Source organism: Gordonia amarae NBRC 15530, from assembly GCF_000241345.1.
Lineage (GTDB): Bacteria > Actinomycetota > Actinomycetes > Mycobacteriales > Mycobacteriaceae > Gordonia > Gordonia amarae.
The window spans coordinates 16,824-37,467 of sequence record NZ_BAED01000015.1 but is presented as its reverse complement, the minus strand read 5'-3'; the positions used below and the strand labels follow the sequence as shown (position 1 = coordinate 37,467).

Annotated in this window: 18 protein-coding genes; 10 read left to right on the top strand and 8 right to left on the bottom strand. The window is 69.4% G+C overall.

Annotation, left to right across the window (positions count from 1 at the left end; translation table 11 throughout):
- Nucleotide 1: 1 nt before the first annotated feature.
- Nucleotides 2–841 carry a hypothetical protein gene (locus GOAMR_RS04075; RefSeq protein ID WP_005183016.1) on the bottom strand — a complete coding sequence of 280 codons (840 nt, stop codon included), beginning with the start codon at nt 839–841 and terminating at the stop codon, nt 2–4.
- An 81-nt stretch (nt 842–922) separates the two neighbouring features.
- On the opposite strand from GOAMR_RS04075, the gene GOAMR_RS04070 reads away from it, so the two are divergent.
- Complete coding sequence (locus tag GOAMR_RS04070; RefSeq protein WP_005183014.1) at nt 923–1,852, top strand: NADP-dependent oxidoreductase; 930 nt, start codon at nt 923–925, stop codon at nt 1,850–1,852.
- Between the two features lie 23 nt (nt 1,853–1,875).
- Here GOAMR_RS04070 and GOAMR_RS04065 read toward each other — a convergent pair whose 3' ends face one another.
- On the bottom strand, nt 1,876–2,487 hold the full coding sequence (locus tag GOAMR_RS04065) for a helix-turn-helix transcriptional regulator (protein WP_005183012.1): 612 nt from the start codon (nt 2,485–2,487) through the stop codon (nt 1,876–1,878).
- A 182-nt stretch (nt 2,488–2,669) separates the two neighbouring features.
- Here GOAMR_RS04065 and GOAMR_RS04060 point away from each other — a divergent pair, with 182 nt between their 5' ends.
- Together GOAMR_RS04060 and GOAMR_RS04055 are read left to right on the top strand one after the other, a co-directional pair.
- The gene (locus tag GOAMR_RS04060) at nt 2,670–3,413 is read left to right on the top strand and encodes an MSMEG_1198 family transcriptional regulator (protein WP_005183011.1); all 744 of its coding nucleotides are present in this window, start codon (nt 2,670–2,672) and stop codon (nt 3,411–3,413) included.
- 28 nt (nt 3,414–3,441) lie between these two features.
- Nucleotides 3,442–4,833: an acyl-CoA synthetase gene (locus GOAMR_RS04055; RefSeq protein WP_005183009.1), complete on the top strand. Its 1,392-nt coding sequence runs from the start codon at nt 3,442–3,444 to the stop codon at nt 4,831–4,833.
- A 226-nt stretch (nt 4,834–5,059) separates the two neighbouring features.
- Here the strand turns inward: GOAMR_RS04055 and GOAMR_RS04050 are convergent, their stop codons facing one another.
- The 3 genes from GOAMR_RS04050 to GOAMR_RS04040 form a co-directional block, all read right to left on the bottom strand.
- Entirely contained in the window at nt 5,060–6,358 is a 1,299-nt protein-coding gene (locus GOAMR_RS04050) for a TrpB-like pyridoxal phosphate-dependent enzyme (protein WP_005183007.1), read from the bottom strand.
- Nucleotides 6,359–6,544: 186 nt separating this feature from the next.
- Nucleotides 6,545–7,756, bottom strand: coding sequence for a DNA polymerase IV (gene dinB / locus GOAMR_RS04045; RefSeq protein WP_005183005.1), 1,212 nt, complete (start codon nt 7,754–7,756; stop codon nt 6,545–6,547).
- A gap of 75 nt (nt 7,757–7,831) precedes the next feature.
- Nucleotides 7,832–8,989: a MalY/PatB family protein gene (locus tag GOAMR_RS04040; RefSeq protein ID WP_005183003.1), complete on the bottom strand. Its 1,158-nt coding sequence runs from the start codon at nt 8,987–8,989 to the stop codon at nt 7,832–7,834.
- A 240-nt stretch (nt 8,990–9,229) separates the two neighbouring features.
- On the opposite strand from GOAMR_RS04040, the gene GOAMR_RS04035 reads away from it, so the two are divergent.
- Both GOAMR_RS04035 and GOAMR_RS04030 read left to right on the top strand, forming a co-directional pair.
- Nucleotides 9,230–10,027: an LLM class F420-dependent oxidoreductase gene (locus tag GOAMR_RS04035; protein ID WP_005183001.1), complete on the top strand. Its 798-nt coding sequence runs from the start codon at nt 9,230–9,232 to the stop codon at nt 10,025–10,027.
- A 60-nt stretch (nt 10,028–10,087) separates the two neighbouring features.
- On the top strand, nt 10,088–12,106 hold the full coding sequence (locus GOAMR_RS04030) for a TPM domain-containing protein (RefSeq protein ID WP_005183000.1): 2,019 nt from the start codon (nt 10,088–10,090) through the stop codon (nt 12,104–12,106).
- A 24-nt stretch (nt 12,107–12,130) separates the two neighbouring features.
- On the opposite strand, the gene ggh is transcribed toward GOAMR_RS04030, so the two are convergent.
- Nucleotides 12,131–13,474 carry a glucosylglycerate hydrolase gene (gene ggh / locus GOAMR_RS04025; protein WP_005182998.1) on the bottom strand — a complete coding sequence of 448 codons (1,344 nt, stop codon included), beginning with the start codon at nt 13,472–13,474 and terminating at the stop codon, nt 12,131–12,133.
- A gap of 262 nt (nt 13,475–13,736) precedes the next feature.
- Nucleotides 13,737–14,141, bottom strand: a complete 405-nt coding sequence (locus tag GOAMR_RS04020; protein WP_005182997.1) for a nuclear transport factor 2 family protein — start codon at nt 14,139–14,141, stop codon at nt 13,737–13,739.
- 184 nt (nt 14,142–14,325) lie between these two features.
- On the opposite strand from GOAMR_RS04020, the gene GOAMR_RS04015 reads away from it, so the two are divergent.
- The 5 genes from GOAMR_RS04015 to GOAMR_RS03995 are packed head-to-tail and all read left to right on the top strand — an operon-like array spanning nt 14,326 to nt 19,820.
- Entirely contained in the window at nt 14,326–15,699 is a 1,374-nt protein-coding gene (locus tag GOAMR_RS04015) for a glycerophosphoryl diester phosphodiesterase membrane domain-containing protein (protein WP_138943585.1), read from the top strand.
- Nucleotides 15,696–16,361 carry a DUF4129 domain-containing protein gene (locus GOAMR_RS04010; RefSeq protein ID WP_005182995.1) on the top strand — a complete coding sequence of 222 codons (666 nt, stop codon included), beginning with the start codon at nt 15,696–15,698 and terminating at the stop codon, nt 16,359–16,361. The genes GOAMR_RS04015 and GOAMR_RS04010 overlap by 4 nt, the downstream gene beginning before the upstream one ends.
- Nucleotides 16,358–17,554 carry a DUF4350 domain-containing protein gene (locus tag GOAMR_RS04005; protein ID WP_005182994.1) on the top strand — a complete coding sequence of 399 codons (1,197 nt, stop codon included), beginning with the start codon at nt 16,358–16,360 and terminating at the stop codon, nt 17,552–17,554. The genes GOAMR_RS04010 and GOAMR_RS04005 overlap by 4 nt, the downstream gene beginning before the upstream one ends.
- Nucleotides 17,551–18,528, top strand: a complete 978-nt coding sequence (locus GOAMR_RS04000) for an AAA family ATPase (protein WP_005182993.1) — start codon at nt 17,551–17,553, stop codon at nt 18,526–18,528. The genes GOAMR_RS04005 and GOAMR_RS04000 overlap by 4 nt, the downstream gene beginning before the upstream one ends.
- Nucleotides 18,528–19,820 carry a DUF58 domain-containing protein gene (locus tag GOAMR_RS03995; protein ID WP_005182992.1) on the top strand — a complete coding sequence of 431 codons (1,293 nt, stop codon included), beginning with the start codon at nt 18,528–18,530 and terminating at the stop codon, nt 19,818–19,820. Before GOAMR_RS04000 ends, GOAMR_RS03995 begins: the two co-directional genes overlap by 1 nt.
- Before the next feature lie 48 nt (nt 19,821–19,868).
- On the opposite strand, the gene GOAMR_RS03990 is transcribed toward GOAMR_RS03995, so the two are convergent.
- A complete protein-coding gene (locus GOAMR_RS03990) occupies nt 19,869–20,633 on the bottom strand; it encodes a LamB/YcsF family protein (RefSeq protein WP_005182991.1) in 765 nt (254 codons plus the stop codon).
- Nucleotides 20,634–20,644 lie beyond the last annotated feature (11 nt).

The window sequence follows — 20,644 nt, the reverse complement described above, 5'->3', positions numbered from 1 at the left end:
TTCAGCGAATCTCGGGGATGCACCAGCCGCCCTGTTGGCGGCCGACGAGGAAGGACCGCTGCCGGCCGTCGACGGTGCCGGTGACGCGAATGAGTTCTGAGCCCTCGCGGAAGAACGTGAAGCCCGACGCGTCGAAGCTGCCGACCTTGCCGAGGGTCTGCGCCACTGACGCGACCACCGGGTGGCCCATCTGGGTTTCCCAGTTGCGGTTGACCTGCGGCAGGCAGGTCAGCGGGTAGACGGCCTCGGTGTCGGCGGGGTTGACCGGGTTGCCCTGGGCACGCCGCAGGGCGCGTTGCACGATCCAGCCCGCCTGCGGGACCTTCTCCTCGAAGCCTTCGGCGACGTCGGCGACCGGGCACGGGTAGTCCGATTTCAGTTCGTTGTACGCAAAGCTGAGCTGCCCGGCACCGGATTTCCACGACATCCCGAACTGGGTTTGGCTGCCAGGGGTTTCCAGGATGTTCTTGATAGCGGTGACCTGCGAATACTCAGTGGCAACGACCTTCGGGCTGATGGTCCAGCATTTGCGTGTGAGGACATCGATGCGACCGGCGGCCACGTCGTCGGCCCACTTCTGGACGCGTTCGGCGCCGTTGGCCGGGCGGTCACCGACGTTCACGCGGATCGTCACCGGCGAGCCCGACGAGTCAGGCGAGTCAGGCGGGCCGGCTGCCGACGGCGGCAGGCTGTTCTCCCCGGTCAGGGTGCCCGCGGCGTCGTCGCCGATCGTGGCCTCGGCGGTCGGGGGTGCCGACGACGATGTGCCGCCGTCATCGCAGGCCACCACCGACAGCAGGGTGGCCACGACCAGGATCGTGCCGCTCGCGAACCGTTTCATAACCCTCCACACTCCGCCCGTCCGCACATCGTGACAAGGGAACGTCGTTCGGGGAACGTACCCTCCGGTTACGGTAGGAGGGTGGGCGACAAACGCTGGACAGCCACCGGACCTGCCGGGCTCACCGACTTCGCGTTCGTCGATGTCGACGTGCCGGCCCCGGGACCGGGTGAGGTCACCATCGAGGTGCGTGCGGCCGGGGTGAATCCGGCCGACCTCAAGCATGTTTCGCGGGCCACCGAGTTCCCGCTGCCCATTGGATACGAGGTGTCGGGCGTGCTCTCGGCGATCGGCCCGGGCACCGAGATCGCCTCCGGCGGTGGTGCGGTGGGCGACGAGGTGCTGGCCTTCCGCGTCAGCGGCGGCTACGCGACGGCGCTGACCGTGCCCGCCGAGAAGGTGTTCGCCAAACCCCCGGCGCTCGGATTCGCCGAAGCGGCAAACCTGCTGCTCGCCGGGGCGACCGCCGCCGACCTGCTCCGGGTCGCGCGGGTCACCAACGGCGACACGATCCTGCTGCACGCGGCGTCGGGAGCGGTGGGGGTGGCGGTGCTGCAGTTGGCGCGCAGGGTCGGTGCGACGGTCATCGGGACCGCCGGGCCCACCGGCCTCGCACGCGTCGAACGCTTCGGCGGCGTCGCGGTCCCCTACGGCGAAGGACTGCTCGGCCGCATCGAAGATGCTGCACCGCAAGGTATTTCCGTCGCCCTCGACGCCGCCGGCACCGACGAGGCAATCGACGCATCGCTGTCCCTGGTCTTCGACCGGTCCCGCATCGTCACCATCGCCGCGCAACACCGGGCCACGGCCGACGGGTTGGTCGCGATCGGCGGCAATCAGCCCGAGTCCCTGGCCTTCCGCGACGAGATCCGTGGCGAACTCGTCCAGCTTGCCGCACGCGGCGAACTGGCAGTGCCTGTCGCACAGACCTTTCCACTCAGCGACGCCGTCAACGCGCTGGCGCTGGTCGCTTCGGGCAGGGCCGGCGGCAAGGTCGCGCTGCTCACCTGAGTGCCGGGGCTCGGAGCTCTGGGTCAGCGGGCGATGCGCTCGTCGTCGAGCCAGCCGTCGGCGATCAGTTCCATGAGGAGCTGGGACTTGTTGTTCACCGGACGGCCCTCGTTTGTGTAGCGGCTGACCACGCGGCGGAAGTGCGAACGGACCGTGCTCTCGGAGATGAAGTGGTGTTTGGCGGTCTCGTACACGGTGGAGCCCAGCACATAGGTGCCCAGAACCTCGCGTTCGCGTGGCGTCAGATGCACCCGGTTCGGGTTGTGCCGTACGCGGGCGGCGAGACCCGTGTCGAGCAGAGCACGCAGTCTCGGCGCGGAGTCGGCGGTGTCAGGCAGGACGACCATGTCGGGGGCACCCGTGACACCGATTCCGACAAGCAACGCGGAAGGTGCCCACTTCCGGGCGCGTTCGGTCGCCGCCGGACTGCGCACGATCACCGCCTTGACCGTCGGCGCCGCGGGCGCGATTCCCGGGTCGTCGAGGTCGACGATCGCGCACCGCAACCGGAAACTCTCGATCAACGCGACCAGACCCGCGTCCGCGAGACCCTGGCCGGCGACCACCGCCACGTCGGTACCCACCGGCAGCGGGTGAACCGGAATCCCGAGTTCACCATTGATGTCCGCGGTCATCGTCACTCTCCTTCATCGCCGGCCTGACACGACCAGATTCATCGGATTGGGCGACGAATTCAGCCATCTATCCGACAGATTTCCGACGACTCGGCATGTAGAGTTCGCGAGCCCGCCGCAAATCCACCCGATCACGCACACTTCCCGGGGTGTCAGGCATGATTACGCATGTGCCAACGGACATGCGGATCCTCATCGCCTCACCCCTCGGGGACGTCATCGCGGCCCCCATGAACGCGGCATTCCCGGACGCGACCATCACCGTCGCCCGGGACGAGACCGAGTTCCGCAGCAGCATCGCCGCGCGGGTGCGGTTCGACGTGGTGACCGCAGACCTCGTGTTCAACCGTCCCGACCTCGAATGGAAGTTCGATGGGCTCGACGTGATCGACGGCCTCAATCAGGCCGACCGGCGCGCCCCCGTGCTGATCGCGACGCAGGGGCATTCGATGGAGAATGATCACCTCGCCGAGGCCCGCCTGCGGCCCGATGTGTCGGGGGTGATCGCCAAGGCGGTCGGATTCGCCGCACTCGCCGACGCCATGGGCAAACTCGCACTCGGCCAGACCCTGCCGATGCACCCGCCGGTCAGCAACAAGCCGTCGCTGTTCGAACTGTTCGACGGTCGTCGCGGCATCACGGCAGGGCGCCTGGCGGGCGCCATCGCATCCGGCAATGCCGCCGACAACGCAACCCTCGCGGCAGCGGCCAAGGTGTCACCGAACACTGCCAACAAGGTGGCCACCAACTATCTCGGCCCGATCATCAGGGCCCGCGGCGAACACGACGACCGCCTGCCACTGACCCAGCCGTCGGTGTACCGCTGGTGCGGACTGCACGCCCGGTACATCGTGAGCTGGTGCCGGCGCAACGGGCACTCCGACGTGCTCGCGGCGCAAAGTGCGACGCGCCCGGACGACCTCTAGCGGTGTGCACCGTGGCAGCATGAAAGCCATGCTGCTGCCGTATCTCAACCCGTCCGCTCCCGACGCCCCCGACGCCCTGCGCATCGGCGACGACAAGCTGTCGCGGGAGGACCTGGCCGGGGTGGCGACGGCAGTCGCCGAACGGATCGCCGGGGCGCGGGTGGTGGCCGTACTGGCCCGGCCGACCACCGAGACCGTGCTCGCCGTGCTCGGCGGGCTGATCGCCGGGGTCACCGTGGTGCCGGTGCCGCCGGATTCGGGGCCGCGGGAGATCGCGCACATCCTCGGCGACTCGGGGGCACAGGGCTGGCTCGGTGCCGCCCCCGACGACCCGACGCTGCCGGTGGTGCCGGTGCGCCGGTACGCCAAGTCGTGGCACCGGCATCCCGAGCCGCCCGCCGACTCGGTCGCGATGATCCTGTACACCTCGGGCACAACGGGATTGCCGAAGGGTGTACCCATCACCCGCCGCGCCATCGCCGCCGGTCTCGACGCCCTCGCCGACGCCTGGCAGTGGACCGGCGATGACGTTCTGGCGCACGGTCTTCCGCTGTTCCACGTGCACGGGCTGATCCTCGGGATCCTGGGTCCGCTGCGCCGGGGCGGTTCGGTGATCCACACCGGGTCGCCCACACCGTCGCTGTACGCAGCCGCCGCCGAGGCGGGGGCGTCGATCTTCTTCGGGGTGCCGACGGTGTGGTCGCGGGTGGCCGGGGATACCGCTGCGGCACAGGCATTATCATCGGCGCGTCTGTTGATCTCCGGCAGTGCTCCGCTGCCGGTACCCACGTTCGACGCCATCCGGTCGCTGACCGGGCACGAGATCGTCGAGCGCTACGGGATGACCGAAACCCTCATCACCGTCAGCACCCGCGCCGACGGCGAACGCCGTCCCGGCTGGGTGGGGTTGCCGCTCGCCGGTGTCGAGACCCGTTTGCGCGAAGGCGATTCCGAGCTTCCGCACGACGGTGAGTCCGTCGGCGATCTACTCGTCCGGGGGCCGATGGTGGGCACCGAGTACCTGAACCGGCCCGAGGCCACCGCCGAATCGTGGATCGGGGACGGCTGGTTCGTCACCGGCGACGTCGCCGTCATCGACCCGTCCGGGATGCACCGGATCGTCGGACGCCGGTCCACCGACCTCATCAAGTCCGGCGGTTTCCGCATCGGGGCCGGGGAGATCGAAACCGTTCTCCTGGGCCATGATTCGGTGCGGGAGGTCGCGGTGATCGGGGTTCCCGACGACGACCTCGGCCAGCGGATCGTCGCGTACGTCGTCGGGGAGCCGGTCGAGGAGGCCGTTCTCATCGACCTGGTCGCGTCGCAGCTGTCACATCATAAGCGGCCCAGGGAGATCCGGTACATCGACGCGCTCCCCCGCAACGCGATGGGCAAGGTCCAGAAGAAGCTGCTGGAGTAGCCCCGTCGCCGGTGTCACCCCCATCGCCGGTTGAGGTGCGAGGTCGCCCAGCGACCGAGCCTCGAAACCTCGTGAGATGACAATGTCGTGTCGTCGTGCGAGGTTTCGAGGCTCGTCGCTTGCGCTCCTCACACCTCAACCAGCAAGAGGTGCACCAGGTTTCGAGGCTCCTCGCATCTCAACCGGCGAAAGGTTTCGAGGCTCGACCGGCGGAAGGGGGCGGCGGTCAGAACTTGCCGTCGAGGAACTCGGCGTAGGCGGGCAGGTCGAGCTGGCCGTGGCCCGACAGGCCGATCACCACGACCTGCTCCTTGTCGCTGTTGGCGACGTGCTTGGCGCAGGCGGCGATGGCGTGCGTCGACTCGGGGGCCGGGACGATGCCCTGGGTGCGGGCGAACTGCACACCGGCGCTGAACGCGTCGTGCTGGCTGATGGCCACACCCTGCACCAGACCGAGTTCGACCGTGTGGCTGAGCGCCGGCGCCATGCCGTGGTAGCGCAGGCCGCCCGCGTGGATCGGGTCGGGCACGAAATCCATTCCGAGCGTGTGCATCTTGAGCAGCGGCGTGAGTCCTGCGACGTCGCCGTGGTCGTAACGGTACTCGCCCTCGGTGATCGACGGGCAGGCGGCGGGTTCGGCGGCCACGATCTTCGCGTTGCCGCGGCCGTGGAGCTTCTCCCGCAGGAACGGGAACGACAACCCGGCCAGGTTGGAACCACCACCGGCACAACCGAACACGACGTCGGCACCGGCCTCCACCTCGCCGAGCTGCACGACAGCCTCCTGGCCGATGACACTCTGATGCAGCACGACGTGATTGAGCACCGAACCGAGCGCGTAGCGGGTGTCGGGGTTCTGCGCTGCCACCTCGACGGCCTCACTGACCGCCATGCCGAGGCTGCCGGTGGTGTTCGGGTCCTTGGCGAGCATCGCCCGGCCCGACTCGGTCAGGTCCGACGGGCTCGGGTGCAGGGTGCCGCCGTAGGTGCGGATCAGGAAGCCGCGGTAGGGCTTCGAGTCGAACGATGCGCGCACCTGCCACACCTCGACGTCGATCCCGAACTGCGCACCCGCGAACGCCAGGGCACTCCCCCATTGCCCGGCGCCGGTCTCGGTGGTGAGGCGTTTGACGCCGTCGATGCTGTTGTAGTAAGCCTGCGCCACAGCCGAATTGGTCTTGTGGCTGCCGACCGGGCTGACGCCCTCGTACTTGACGTAGATGCGCGCCTTGGTATTGAGCGACTCCTCGAACCGGCGCGCCCGGATCAGCGGCGAGGGCCGCCACATCTTGTAGATCTCCCGCACCGGCTCGGGGATCTCGATGTACGGATCGGCCGACACCTCCTGCGCGATCAGCCCGGCCGGGAACAGCGCGGCGAGGTCGTCGGGACCGACCGGTTCCTTGGTGCCCGGGTGCAGGTGCGGCGGGATCGGCTCGTCGAGTTCGGCGGCCAGGTTGTACCAGTGCGTCGGCACCTGGGAGGGGATCAGATCGGGGGTGAAGGCGTGGTCTTGCACAGTCATGCGATCACTGTAATGTGACGCGCGTCTCCTGGGATTGTCGTGGGTGCGGACATTGTCGACTCGCGGGGTTTCGAGGCTCGTACCTTGCGCTCCTCGCACCTCAACCGGCGGAGTGGTCACACAACCAGCGAAACGGATCAGACAGGGACAACGGCCGGCGGAGAGCTGTGCCACATCGGAGATCGGTCAGTCTGGCAGCATCGGGACGTCGTCGCCGTGCCGGCGGTTGACCAGGACCGCGCGGGTGACGGCGTCGCGGCCGAAGCGTTCGCGGAGGCCGTCCATCGTCGCGTCGAGTTCGGCGCCGTGGTCGGCCTCGAACGGCAGGGTGAGCTGGACGGCGTCGGCGTCGGCGAGATTGGTGAGCGAGATCCCGACGAGGGTGCAGCCGCGGTCGGTGAGCAGCGGGATCGCATCGTCGAGCAGGGTGCGGGCGGTGGTCATGAGGACGTCGGTGCGATCGGTGGGTTCCCACAGGGTGCGCGAGCGGGTGGCGCGGCTGAAATCGTCGAACCGCAGCCGCAGGACGACGGTGCGGCACAGCCTGTCGGCCTTGCGGAGGCGTTTGCCGAGGCGTTCGACGATGGCGATGACCGTGGCGTCGAGGTCGGCGGGGGTTTTCGGCCGGCGGCCCAGGGCGCGTTGCGAACCGATCGACCCACGGCGCTTGCCCGACTCCACCCGGCGCGGATCGACCCCCATCGAGAGGGCGAACAGGTGCCGGCCCGCTCCCCGGCCCAGCAGCGACGACAGCCGTGCCTCGCCCAGCGCGGCCAGATCGCCGACCGTCGAGATGCCCGCGTCGGCGAGTCTGCGTTCGGTGACCGCGCCGACACCCCACAGCCGGCGCACCGGCAGCGGATGCAGGAACGCCAGTTCGGTGCCGGGAGCGACGATCAGCAGGCCGTCGGGTTTGCAGTGCGCGCTGGCCACCTTCGCCAGGAACTTGGAACGCGCCCCGCCGACGGAGATCGGCAGGCCAACCTCGTCGCGGACCCGCGCCCGCAGTATGCGGCCGATGTCCTCGGGTTCGCCGGCGATCTTGCGCAGACCGCCGACGTCGAGAAAGGCCTCGTCGACGGAGATGCCCTCGACGATCGGGGTGGTGTCACGGAAGATCTCGAACACCGCCTTGCTGGCCTCCGAGTACGCCTCGAACCGCGGCCGCACCACGACGGCCCGCGGACACAGCGCCCGCGCCTCATGCCCGGGCATGGGTGTGCGCACCCCGAACGCCTTGGCCTCGTAGCTGGCCGCCAGCACCACCCCACCGCCGACGATGACCGGCCTGCCCCGCAGGCTCGGGTTATCGCGCTGCTCCACCGATGCGTAGAACGAGTCGAGATCGGCATGCAGGATCGACGCCGCGGGGCGATCGTCGGTCCGGATGCGCGTCATAGAACATATGTTCGCATATGGTTATGACATGTGGCCAGGTCACCGGACGAGCGCATGACGCCACCACCCGATAACTCAGTCGCCGGCGACCACCCGCGCGATGCGGTCGACGGCCTCGGTGAGGACCTCCGGCGAACATGCGGTGTTGAGTCGGGCGAAACCCGTTCCCTGCGTACCGAATGCGGGTCCGTAATGGAGGGCGACGCGGCCACGATCGAGGATCGGCAGGCCCGGGTTGTCGCCGAGGCCGGTGGCACGGAAGTCGAGCCAGGCCAGATACGAGGCCGCGGGTCGGCGCATCGTAACCGTCGGAATCTTCTGGGCCAGTTGGGTTTCCAGGAGATTGAGGTTGTCGGTGATGAGTCCGACGGCGGCGTCGAGCCAGGGTTCGCCGTGTTCGAAGGCGGCCTCGGTGGCTGCTCTGCCGAGGATGCTGGTGCGGAAACCCACCTCCTCGGGCTGCCGGTCGAGGAGGCTCCCGATGCGCTCGCTCGCCGACACCGTGAGCGCACATTTTGCGCCCGCGATGTTGAAACCCTTACTCGCCGAATGCGCGGCCACCCCGACCTCACGCGCGGCGTCGCTCACCGACAGGAACGGGACGAACTCAGAGGGCCGATGCACGAGCGGCGCGTGGATCTCGTCGCTGATCACGAACGCCCCGTGGGCGGCGGCCAGTTCGGCGATCCAGGACAGTTCTTCGGCGTTGTGCACCTTCCCGACGGGGTTGTGCGGGCTGCACAGCAGCAACGCCTTCGCCCCGTCGGCGAACGCCTGACCGATGCCGTCGACGTCGAGCCGGTACCCGGCGTCATCGCTGATCAGCGGCACCTCGACGACCCGGCCACCGGCCTCGGGAACCATGTCGAAGAACGGCGGATAGACGGGCGGGTTGATGATCACGGCGTCGCCCGGGCAGATCAGCACCCGTAGCGCCTCCACGATGACGACGCTGACATCGGTGGTGAGCCGGACACCCGCGGGATCGGGCTGCCAGCCCCAGCGTCGTTGCGCGAACCCGGAGAACACCTCGCCGACCCGGCCGGGGCTGCCCGCGTACCCGATGTCGGAGGCCCGCACCCGCGCGGTGATGGCGTCGGCGACGACGTCGGCGATGGTGAAGTCCATCTCGGCGACGAACAGCGGGAGGACGTCGTCGGGATAGGTGCGCCACTTTTCGCTGGTGCGGCGGCGGAGTTCGTCGAGGGACGGCGCGGTGGGTGTCGGGGTCACCTTCTCTTGATACCCCGGGGTAGACCGGACGGGGTGGTTCCGCCAGGTGCCTCGGGTCGCCGGACCCTTCGAGACGCTCGCTCGTTCCTCGCATCGCCCTCAGGGATCAAGTGCCGGGTTCCTCGCATCGCCCTCAGGGATCAAGTGCCGGGTTCCTCGCATCGCCCTCCGGGATCAAGTAGCGACACCTGGTCACACCTCAAGCAACGAAGAGGTCCGGTTGGTGCTAGGACTGGACGCATGGCACTTGAGTCTCGTGGGTTCCCCGTCCGGATCGGCGTGCAGCTGCAGCCGCAGCACGCACCCGACTACGCACTGATCCGGGACGCGGTGCGCCGCGCCGAGGATCTCGGCGTCGACATCGCGTTCAACTGGGACCACTTCTACCCGCTGTACGGCGACCGCGACGGCGCCCACTTCGAATGCTGGACGATGCTCGGTGCGTGGGCGGAGCAGACCTCGCGCATCGAGATCGGTGCGCTGGTGACCTGCAACTCGTACCGGAATCCGGAGCTGGTGGCCGACATGGCCCGCACCGTCGACCACATCAGCGGCGGCCGACTCATCCTGGGTATCGGGTCGGGCTGGTTCCGCAGGGACTACGACGAATACGGCTACGAGTTCGGCACCGCCGGATCACGGCTCGACGACCTGGGGGCGGCACTGCCCCGCATCGACGCGCGGCTGGCCACACTCAATCCGGCACCCACCCGCGACATCCCGATCCTCATCGGCGGCGGCGGGGAGAAGAAGACGCTGCGGCATGTGGCCGGGCACGCCGACCTGTGGCACAGCTTCGCCGACCGCGACACCTACCCGCGTAAGGCACAGATCCTCGCCGCGCACTGCGCCGACGTGGGCCGCGACCCGGCGACCATCGAACATTCGGCGGCCATCAAGCACGGCGCCTCCCCCGACGAGTCGGCGCGACAGGCCGCGGAACTCACCGAACTGGGGTTGTCGGTGATCACCGTCGGCGTCTGCGGACCCGACTACGACCTGTCCGCAGTCGAAGCACTGTGCAAGTGGCGGGGCTGACCCGGGCCAGAGCCTATTGCCTGTCGTGAGTTCGGGTGAACGACCACTAGTGTCTAGGGCATGCGTCCTCCCGTCCTCCGCGTCACCGCTCTGGGCCTGACCACACTCGCGTTCCTGGTCACCGTCGTCTCGGCGCTCGCCGTGCTGCTGGCCGGGCCCGCGCACGCCGAACCGCCGTCGCGTCTGCCCAACCAGGTGTACGACCCGGCGGACGTGCTCGACACCGCGCAGGCCGAGCGGCTGCAGAACGCGATCGACAAGCTGCAGGAGAACCACGACATCACGCTGTGGGTGGCGTACGTCAACACCTTCGACGATCTGTCCGCGCAGCAGTGGGCGCAGCAGACCATCACGCGCAGCGACCTCGGGTTCCGGGACGTGCTGCTGGCGGTGGCCACCGGGTCACGCTCGTACTACTTCGACTCGCCGGAAGGCATCGACGACATCTCCCGCGACGACCTCAAGTCCATCGCGAACGACAAGATCGTGCCGACGCTGCGCAAGAACGAATGGATGAATGCCGGTCTGGGTGCGGTCGACGGCCTGGCCGGAACCGGCGACAGTTCCGGTGCCGGCATGCTCGTCGGCGTCGTCGGCGGGGTGGCCGTGCTGGGCGGCGGCGGTGCGCTGCTGTATTCGCGCAGGCGGCGCCGCAAGCGGATCGACGACGGCCTCGACGCCGTCCGCGAGCAGGAACTCACCGGCGACCAGTTGATCTCGCAGCCGCTCGACGTGCTCGACCCGTGGTCGCGGGAGGTCCTCACCGACACCGACAACGCGATCCGCACCAGCGAGGAGGAGTTGCGACTGGCCGTCGGCGAGTTCGGGGCGGTGGAGACCGAACCGTTCACCCGCGCGCTCGATGCCGCGAAGAAGGGCGTGGCGGCGTCGTTCGCGCTGCGCCAGCGCCTCGACGACGACATTCCGGAAACCGACGACCAACGCCGCTCGATGCTGGTGCAGATCATCACCACCTGCACCGATGTCGACAACGATCTCGACGAGCAGGTCGAGCAGTTCGACACCATGCGCAACCTGCTGATCAACGCCGACACCCGATTCTCCGAGCTCACCCAGGAACTGGTGGGCCTGCGGACGCGGCTGTCGGGGGCGCGCACGAAGCTCGACGAGCTGATCGGCAAGCACGGCGCGGCCACGCTCACCTCGATCGCCGACAACCCGGCGCTGGCCGAACAGCAGATCGCGTTCGCCGAGTCGAGCACCGATCAGGGCCGCGAGGCACTCGAGCTGCCCGTCGGCGAGCAGGGGCAGGCTGTGGCGGCGATCCGCTCCGCCGAGGGTGCGATCGCACAGGCGTCGACGCTGCTCGACGCCATCGACCGCGCCGAGGAGAACCTGCGGGTCGCGCATGTGCGGATGCCGGCGCTCATCGAGGAGGTGCGCGGTGAACTCGCCGAGGCCGACGGGCTGACCGCCGACGGCGGACCCGACCTGGCCGCCGCCGCGTCGATCGCCCGCGACGCCCTCGGCCGCGCCGAGAACGACTTCGCCACCGACCCGCTCGGCACCTTCACCGCCCTCGTCGACGCCGACGCCGACCTCGACGACGCGCTGGCCACGGCCCGGTCCACGGCCGCCGAACGCACCCGGCGCACCGAACTCCTCAACGCCGCCCTCGCGTCGGCAACCGCCAAGGTGGATGCGGCGGCCGACTTCATCGGCACCCGGCGCGGGGCCGTACAGGCCACCGCCCGCACCCGGCTGTCGGAGGCGCAGCGGCTGCTGGCCGTCGCGAACGCCGACGCCGGAGGCGACCCGGTCACCGCGATCGACACCGCCCGGCGCGCGGGCAGCCTCGCCGACGAGGCGCTGATGGCCGCGCAGGGCGACGTGGTGCAGTGGGAGGACAGCCAGGCGCCCCGGCAGTCGTCGGGCGGGTCAGCGGCCGGCGCGGTACTCGCCGGCGTTCTCGTCGACAGCTTCCTGCGCGGGTCGATGCGCGGCGGCGGTTTCGGAGGGGGCTTCGGCGGTGGCGGTTTCAGCAGCGGCGGCCGCAGCCCGGGGTCGTTCGGCGGCTCCCAGAGCAGCGGCCGCATCGGCGTGGGTGGCAGGTTCTAGCAACGGACCGACCGCGACCGCGATTCAGTCCAGCCAGTCCAGAACGCTTGCGGCGGTCCAGCTTTGCTGCATGCTGCCGAGGGGTTCGCCGGTGAACGGTTCGTAGTATTCGGCGAAGTTGCCGTCGGTGACCTGGCGCAGGCCCTCGGTGCGCAGGCGGGCGGACTTCTCCGGCCAGCCGCGATGGGCGAACGCCCAGCTGAACAGCCAGGTCATCACCGGCCAGACGGGGCCGCGCCAGTATTCGCGGGCACGGAAGTCCGGCGAGATGGGCGATGTGGACGGCGGGACCGCGAATCGCAGGTCGGGGTGGCCGCAGAAGTGCGGCCCCTCGAACAGCCGCAGGAGGGCACGCTCGCGCTCCCGGGGCAGGCCGCCGCACAGCAGCGGGGCGAAGCAGGCGATGGTCTCGGTGTTGATCCAGGACTTCGCCCGGACATCGAAATCCCTTGCCGCACCGTTACGTTCATTGGTTGCCGCAACAACGCCGGACCGGAAACGCTCGGCCCAGCCGCGGAGTTCACGAACATCGGACAGCGGTTTGGCGTGGTCCTCGCCGATCGAGGCCAGCACCTCGCAGGCCACGGCGAGGATGGCGCTGACGAACACATCTTCGACAGCGAAATCCATCGTGCCGGAGAGGGTTTCGTCGTCATAGTTCGCGCGTTTCATCTGTTCTACGAGCCAGATGTAGCGGTCGTACTCCAGGTTGGACGGGCGCATCGACACGTCGCCGCCGACGTGGTCGAGGTCGGCGCGGATATACGGCGGAAGATCCGCTCCGGGAACCACATTGGCGTACGCCGAATCCCAGCGGGGCGAGTTGTCCATCCCCGATTCCCAACCGTGGTAGATGGTGACTCGGCCCCGGCCGTGCGGATCGCGGGCGGTGGCGAGCCAGCGATGCCAGCGCACCAGATCCCCCCAGCGGCGGTCGATGAACTCGTTGGCGACGCCGCGGGTGGTGCGGCCGTGGCGACGGGCGTGGTCCAGGATGCGGGCGACGGCGATCGCATGCACCGGTGGCTGGGTGATGCCGGAGGTGTCCCGATCCTGTGGCGCACACCTGGCCAGCTGCCTGCACTCCCAGCGGGCGGGTCCGGGAAAGTAGCCGTCGCGGCCGTTGGCGAACACGATGTGCGGGATCATCCCGTTGGACCACTGCGCCGACAGCAGGGTGTCCATCTCGGTGACGGCTCGCTCGACCGACAGCGGGGCGAGGCCGACGGTGACGAACGCGGCGTCCCAGCTCCACATGTGCGGGTACAGCTTGGGGGCCGCGCTGGTCATCGTGCCCAGGTCGTTGCCCCGGAGCAGGTAGGCAGCCCGAGCCGAGAGTTGCGTCGGGGTGAATCCGTAGCGTGCCACAGATGGATTCTGCCTTGCGTCGGGCCCCTTCGCCGGTTGAGGCGCGAGGAGCGCAAGCGACGAAGCCTCGAAACCTGGTGAGCGGACACTGTCGTCTCACTGGGTTTCGAGGCTCATCGCCTAGCGGCTCTTCGCACCTCAACCGGCGGACGGATGGTCAACCGGCGGACGGATGGTCGACCGGCGGACGGGTGGTCAACCGGCGGACGGGTGATCAGCCGGCGGACGGATGGTCAACCGGCGGGGCGGGAGGCTCGGGGGATCAGACCTGCTTGAGGTCCGAGGGCTGCCAGACGGCGCGCATCGAGGTGATCTTGCCCTCGTCGTCGAACACCATGATGTCGACAGGGGTGATCTCGAAGTTCATGCCGCCGGTGCCGGTGGTGAGCACGAACTCGAAGACGGCGGTGTCGCCGGCCACCTTCTCCCAGTTGAGGACGGTGGTGCGGGTGTCCATGTTCGCGATGACGTTGTAGAACTCGACGATCTCGTCGCGAGTGGTGCGCACCGGCGTCCCGATGGGGTCCTCGACGGTGCCGCCTGCGGCGAACAGGTCGGCGATCTGCTCACCGGTGCCCGACGCGACCAGGTCGACATACGCCGCGACGGTGGTGGCGATCTTGTCCTGCAGCGATTCCTGCGTGGTGGCTTCTTGTTCGACGCTCATTCTCGATCCTCCAAAACTAGAACGTGTTCTACCCGGAGAAGCTACCACGGCAACCACCGCTCCGGGAACGGCTGCCCCACCGAATCCGCAGGTCCACGCTATCGGTGTCCACCGATCCGCCGACAGGAGCAGCGGCCGGGATGCCCGGATTTGGTACCGTCGCCGGACAGGAGGGACAACACACGTGACCAGCAGCAACCCGCCCGGACAGGGCGACAGGGCCGGCCAGGGCCCACCGGCCTGGGTGGCGCCCGGGTCGACGTCAGCCGCGGGCCCCGCAGTCCCCGAAGGCTGGTCCCCCGCCGCCGTCCCGCAGACAGGCCCACCCACCGCGACCCCGTACCCGACGCCGGCCCCAGCACCGGCCCCGATCGGATTCGGTGGATACCCCGGCTGGGGATATCTCAATCCGATGCTGATGCACAAGCCCGGCATCCTGCCGTTGCGCCCGCTCAAGGTCGGCGACATCCTGTCGGCGACATTCGCCGCGGTCCGCGCCGCGCCCCGCGTGTACTTCGGGCTCGTGCTGCTGCTGCAGTTGTTCACCATGCTCACCTGCGGTGCCGTCGCCGTGGTCATCGCGGCCGCGGCCTCCGGCGGCGACATCGAGAACAATGTCGCCGAGGGTGTGCTGGTGGTCGGCGTGGGCGGTCTCCTCCTGGCCGCCGGCGCGGTGTCCGGGATGTGCTCGGGCCTGCTGGCGTATCCACTGAACCAGCAGGCCGTCGGCCGTCGGCCCAGGCTCGGCGAGACCTGGCGGATGACCCGGCGCCGGATTCCCGCGTTCCTGGGCGTGTTCGTCCTGTTCCTGGTGGGTGGGGCCGCCGTCATGGCGGCGGCGGTCGCGGTGCTGATCGCCGGCGCGGCCGACGACAGCGGGCTGCTGACCTTCGCCGGGATAGCGCTGCTCCTGGGAACAATGGTGCTGCTGGCATGGCTCGGCGTGCGGATATCCCTGACGCTGCCGGCGCTGTTCACCGAGAACCTCGGCCCCATCGCCGCGATCCGGCGCTCGTGGACCCTGACCGACGGACTGTTCTGGCGCACCCTCGGCAACTTCCTGCTCATGTATGTGATCGTCAGCGTGATCCAGTGGGTCATCCAGATGGGTTTCCAGATCCTCGCGATCATCGTGATGGCCATCGACGACGGCGCCGAATCGACCGGTGCCATAGTGGCCATGATCTCCCTTTACCTGATCGGCGCCGTCGTGGCCGTCGTGCTCACCCAGCCGTTCATGGCCGTCACCACCGCTGTGCTGCACCTAGATTCCCGTATCCGCAAGGACGGTTTCGATCTGGACCTCGGGCAGGTCGCGGCCGAGGTGGCCGCCGGGCAGCACACTGAGGGCTGGCAACCGTTGTCCCGGTACACCGGCCAGGCGTCGGCGTACGGTCAACCCCCACACCCATTCGCCCAAATCCCGTACACCCAGAACCCGTACACCCAGGCCCCGTATTCCCCTTACGGACAACCGATGTCCCCCTACGGGCAACAGGTGCCCCCCACCGGAGCGCCGGCGCCGTACCCCGGCCAGTACCCGCCGTACCAGCCATGAGCCTGCGCGCCGTCATCCTGGCAGCCGGGCCGAACCCGGACAATGACGAGGCGCGGCAATGGCTGCGCGACGAACTCGACAAGGCCCGCTATCAGGAGTCCAAACCTGGCCTGGTGGAGCGGATCTCGGACTGGATCTCCGACCGGATCAACTCCTTCACCGACGCGATCAGCGGCTCCTCCCCGCACCTGCCGAACTTCGTGGTGGTGCTGGTGATCCTGGCGATCATCGGCGGCATCGCGTACGCGATGCGGTTCGTCCGGCGCACCCGACGGGTGCGCACCGCACCGGATCCGGGGGCGCTCGGGCCGAGCACGCGCAGCGCCGCCGAACTGCGGTCGATGGCCGAGCACGCACTGTCCGACGGCAACCACGACGAGGTCGTGCACCTGATCATGCGCGCCATCGCCGCGCGTGCCCGCGAACGCACCCTGCTGCCCGGCGAGGCAACGATGACCGCGCACGAGGTGAGCACCGCACTCGCCCGCCACTTCCCCGCCCAGGCCGCGGAAACATCGTGGTTGGCAGGTGTTTTCGATGGCGTCGTGTACGGGTCGGCGCACGCCGGTCCCGACGACGCCCGGCGCGCCGTCGACCTGGAGAGGACCCTCGACCGCACCACACCGCACACCCGCACCACACTCGCGGAGCCCGTGTCATGACCGCGACAACCCTGCCCACATCCGCTCCGGCACCGGCCGCACCCGCGAAACGGGGCCGCTGGTGGTGGTACCTCGGCATCGCCCTGCTGGTGGCGACGGTGGTGGCGGTGGTCGTGCTGATCGCGGGTGCGCAGACCTCTCGCGGCGGCTGGCTCGATCCCGAGAACCCCAGGCCCGTCGGGGCCGAGGCCCTGGCCAGGGTGATCGATTCGCACGACGCCGACGTGAGGATCGTGCGCACCGGCCGCGCGCTGACGGAGGCGGATATCGACGCGAACACCACGGTGGTGGTGGGCAGCGTGTTCAGAACGCGCAGAGGGTGGGGGTCGGAGCTGCTGTCCGCGGTCCGGGACGCGCGGCGGCTGGTCCTGATCGCACCGTCGAGCATGCAGCTGGGTACGCTGGAGCTACCCGTGGGCACCGCGGCCGGGACCGGCACCCGCGAGACCATCCCGGCCCGCTGCTCGACGCCGTCCCTCTCCCCCGACGACACCGTCAGCGTCAGTGAGGAGGGCTTCCATCCGTTCGAATCAGGATCCGCAACAGAATGTTTCGTCGACGGAGACGCGGCTCAGCTGATGGTGTTGCCCCCGGCGCCGGACCGACCGGAAACGGTGGTGATGACCGGAACCATGTTGCGCAACGACGAGATCACCCGCGTCGACAACGCCGGCGTCGCGATCCGGACCCTGGCGCCCACCGACAAGGTGGTCTGGTTCCAGCCCACCTCGGTCGACGACGCATACGGCGGAGACGATACGACCGACGACATCCCCGACGCGATCGCGCCGCTGGTGCTGCTCGCCGGATTCGGTCTGCTGGCGGCGATGCTGTGGCGGGGCAGGCGATTCGGCGCGCTGGTGACCGAACCGCTGCCGGTGGTGGTCAAGTCCGACGAGACCACCCGGTCCCGGGGCCGGTTGTACCACCGGTCCCGGGCCATCGACCGGTCCGCCGCCGCCCTGCGCGCCCACGCCCTCCAGAAGATCAGCGTCACCGTCGGATTGCCGTACGATCCGCGATCCGGCGGTCCCGTCGACGCCCTCGTCGACGCCGCCGCTGCCGCCTCCGGATGGGATCCGGCCCAGATCTATCCGCTGCTGGCCGGTCCGCTGCCCGTCGATGACGACGGCCTCGTCCTGTTCGCCCGCGCCCTGTCCGACCTCGAGAAGGAAGTCCGTTTCACGCCATGACATCTGCAACACACCACCCCGGTGAACAGACGGCCCGCGCGGCTCTCGGCGCGGTCCGCAACGAGGTCGCCAAAGCCGTTGTCGGACAGGACGCCGCCGTCGCCGGGATCCTGATCGCACTGCTGTGCCGCGGCCACATCCTGCTCGAAGGCGTTCCGGGCGTGGCCAAGACGCTGCTGGTGCGCACGCTCGCGAACACCCTGGCCGTCGACACCAAGCGGGTGCAGTTCACCCCCGACCTGATGCCCGGCGACATCACCGGGTCCCTCGTCTTCGACAGCGCCACCTCGGAGTTCACCTTCCGCGAGGGTCCGGTGTTCACCAACCTGATGCTGGCCGACGAGATCAACCGCACCCCGCCGAAAACGCAGGCGGCGCTGCTGGAGGCGATGGAGGAACGGCAGGTGTCGATCGACGGCCGCCCCCGCCCGCTGCCCACGCCGTTCCTGGTGGCCGCCACCCAGAACCCCGTCGAATACGAGGGCACCTACCCGCTGCCGGAGGCGCAGCTCGACCGGTTCCTGCTCAAGGTGGTGCTGCCGGTGCCGCCGCGTGACGACGAGATCAACATCCTGGCCCGGCACGCCGCCGGGTTCGATCCCCGGAACCTCGGTGCGGCGGGTATTTCCGCGGTCGCGTCGGGCGCCGACATCGAGGTGGGTGCCGACGCCGTCCGGCGGGTGGCGGTGGCCCCGGCGGTGCTGTCGTACATCGTCGACATCGCCCGCGCCACCAGGATTTCCCCCTCCCTCTCGCTGGGCGTGAGTCCGCGTGGCGCGACGGCGCTGCTGTCGACCAGCCGGGCGTGGGCATGGCTCAACGGCCGCGACTACGTCACCCCCGACGATGTGAAGGCGCTGGCACAATCGACACTGGCGCACCGACTTTCGCTGCGGGCCGAGGCGGAGCTGGAAGGTGTGTCGGTGGCGGCGGTGCTCGAGTCCGCCATCGGTTCCGTTCCCGTGCCACGCTGATGTTCATCACCGGACGGTTCTTCGGCCTGGTCCTGCTCGGGGCCGTGCCGATCCTCTTCACGCCGTCGTATTCGACGGTGCTGTGGTGGATGCTCGCGGTGCTGGTGCTGCTGACCGTCGACGTCGTGACCGCCGGTAAGCCGCTGGCACTGGAGGTGACGCGGCTGCCCGTCGCCCCGATCCGGCTCGGCGAGTCCACCACCTCGACACTGCTGGTGACCAATCCCGGCACCCGCAGATTCCGTGGCTCGCTGAAGGATTCGTGGCAGCCGTCGGCGGGAGCCGGGTCCACGACCCACCGCGTCGACGTGCCCGCGGGCGAACGCCGCGCCCTCACCACCACGCTGCGCCCGACGCGGCGCGGCGATCGGCTCGCCGTCCGGCTCACCATCCGCAGGCCCGGGCTGCTGGGGCTCGGCGGCAGGCAGCGCTCGGTGTCCGTCGGCGGCAGCGTCCGCGCCCTGCCGCCGTTCAACTCGCGCAAACATCTGCCGTCCCGGCTGGCGCGGCTGCGGCAACTCGACGGCCGGTCGGCGGTCCGGATCCGCGGCCAGGGCACCGAATTCGACTCGCTGCGTGACTATGTGGAGGGCGACGACGTCCGCAGCATCGACTGGCGGGCCACCGCCCGGCGCCGCTCGGTGGTGGTGCGGACCTGGCAGCCCGAACGCGACCGGCACATCGTGCTCGTCCTGGACACCTCCCGCACCAGCGCGGCCCGCGTCGGCGACGCCCCGCGCCTGGACGCGTCGATGGACGCCGCGCTGCTGCTGGCCGCGCTCGCCTCCCACGCCGGTGACCGGGTGGATCTGATCGCCGGTGACCGGCGGGTACGCCAGCGGGTGGTCAACGCGTCGCGCTCGACGTTGCTCAATGATCTCGTCAACGGCATGGCACCATTGGAACCTGCTCTGCTGGAAGCAGATTGGCCATTGCTGAGCGCCGAGGTGACCAAGATCAGCCGGCACCGCGCGCTACTGGTGCTGCTGACGGCGCTGGAACCGGCCGCCATCGAGGAGTCGCTGCTGGCGCCGCTGTCGGTGCTCGCCCAGCGCTACCGGGTGGTGATCGCCTCGGTCGCCGACCCCGGGATCACCGCGATGATCGACGAGCGGGAGGACCTGCGGCAGGTATACGACGCCGCGGCCGCCGTCCGCACCGGACTGCTGCGCGACCGCACCACCGCGGCCCTCGGCCGGCTCGGCGTCGACGTGGTGACCGCCGATCCCGACTCGTTGCCCGCGGCACTGGCCGACCACTACCTGATGCTCAAATCGCGCGGCCTGCTCTGAATGTCCCTGCCCTGCGCTGAATTTCCCTGCTCTGTATATCACCGCCGGTCACAGTTCCGCGGTGAACGGGCGCAGCGTCACACCGGCCGCCACCAGCCGGTCCCGGACCACCGTCGCGACCCGCACGGCGCCGGGGGTGTCGCCGTGGACGCAGATCGAATCGGCCTCGATGGCCACCTCGCTGCCGTCGCGGGCGACCACCACACCGTCCTGGACGAGGGTGAGCATGCGGTCGGCGATGACGTCCGGGTCGTCGAGCACCGCTCCCACCTCGCGCCGGGAGACCAGGGCGCCATTCGGTTCGTAGGCCCGGTCGGCGAACGCCTCCGGAATGGCCCGCAGGCCCGCGGCGCGGACCTGATCGACCAGCGGTGAGGACGCCAGGCACACCAGCGCGAGATCGGGGTCGACGGCCTTGACCGCGCCGATCACCGCGGCCGCCTGAGCCTCGTCGAAGGCGATCGTGTTGTACAGCGCGCCGTGCGGCTTGACGTACCGCACCCCGGTCCCGGCCACCTTGGCCAGCGCCTGCAGCGCCCCGATCTGATAGATGACGTCCGCTTCGAGCTCTGCCGCCGACGGTGTCATCGGGCGGCGCCCGAATCCGACGAGATCCGGGTAGGCGATGTGCGCTCCGACGGCGACGCCCAGGTCGGCGGCGGCACGCACCGTCGACAGCACCGACACCGGGTCACCGGCGTGAAAACCGCAGGCGACGTTCGCGCTGGTCACGATCTCGAGCATCGCGGCGTCGTCGCCCATCCGCCACGCGCCGTAGTGCTCGCCGAGATCGCTGTTGAGATCGATCCGCATACCCACCAGTG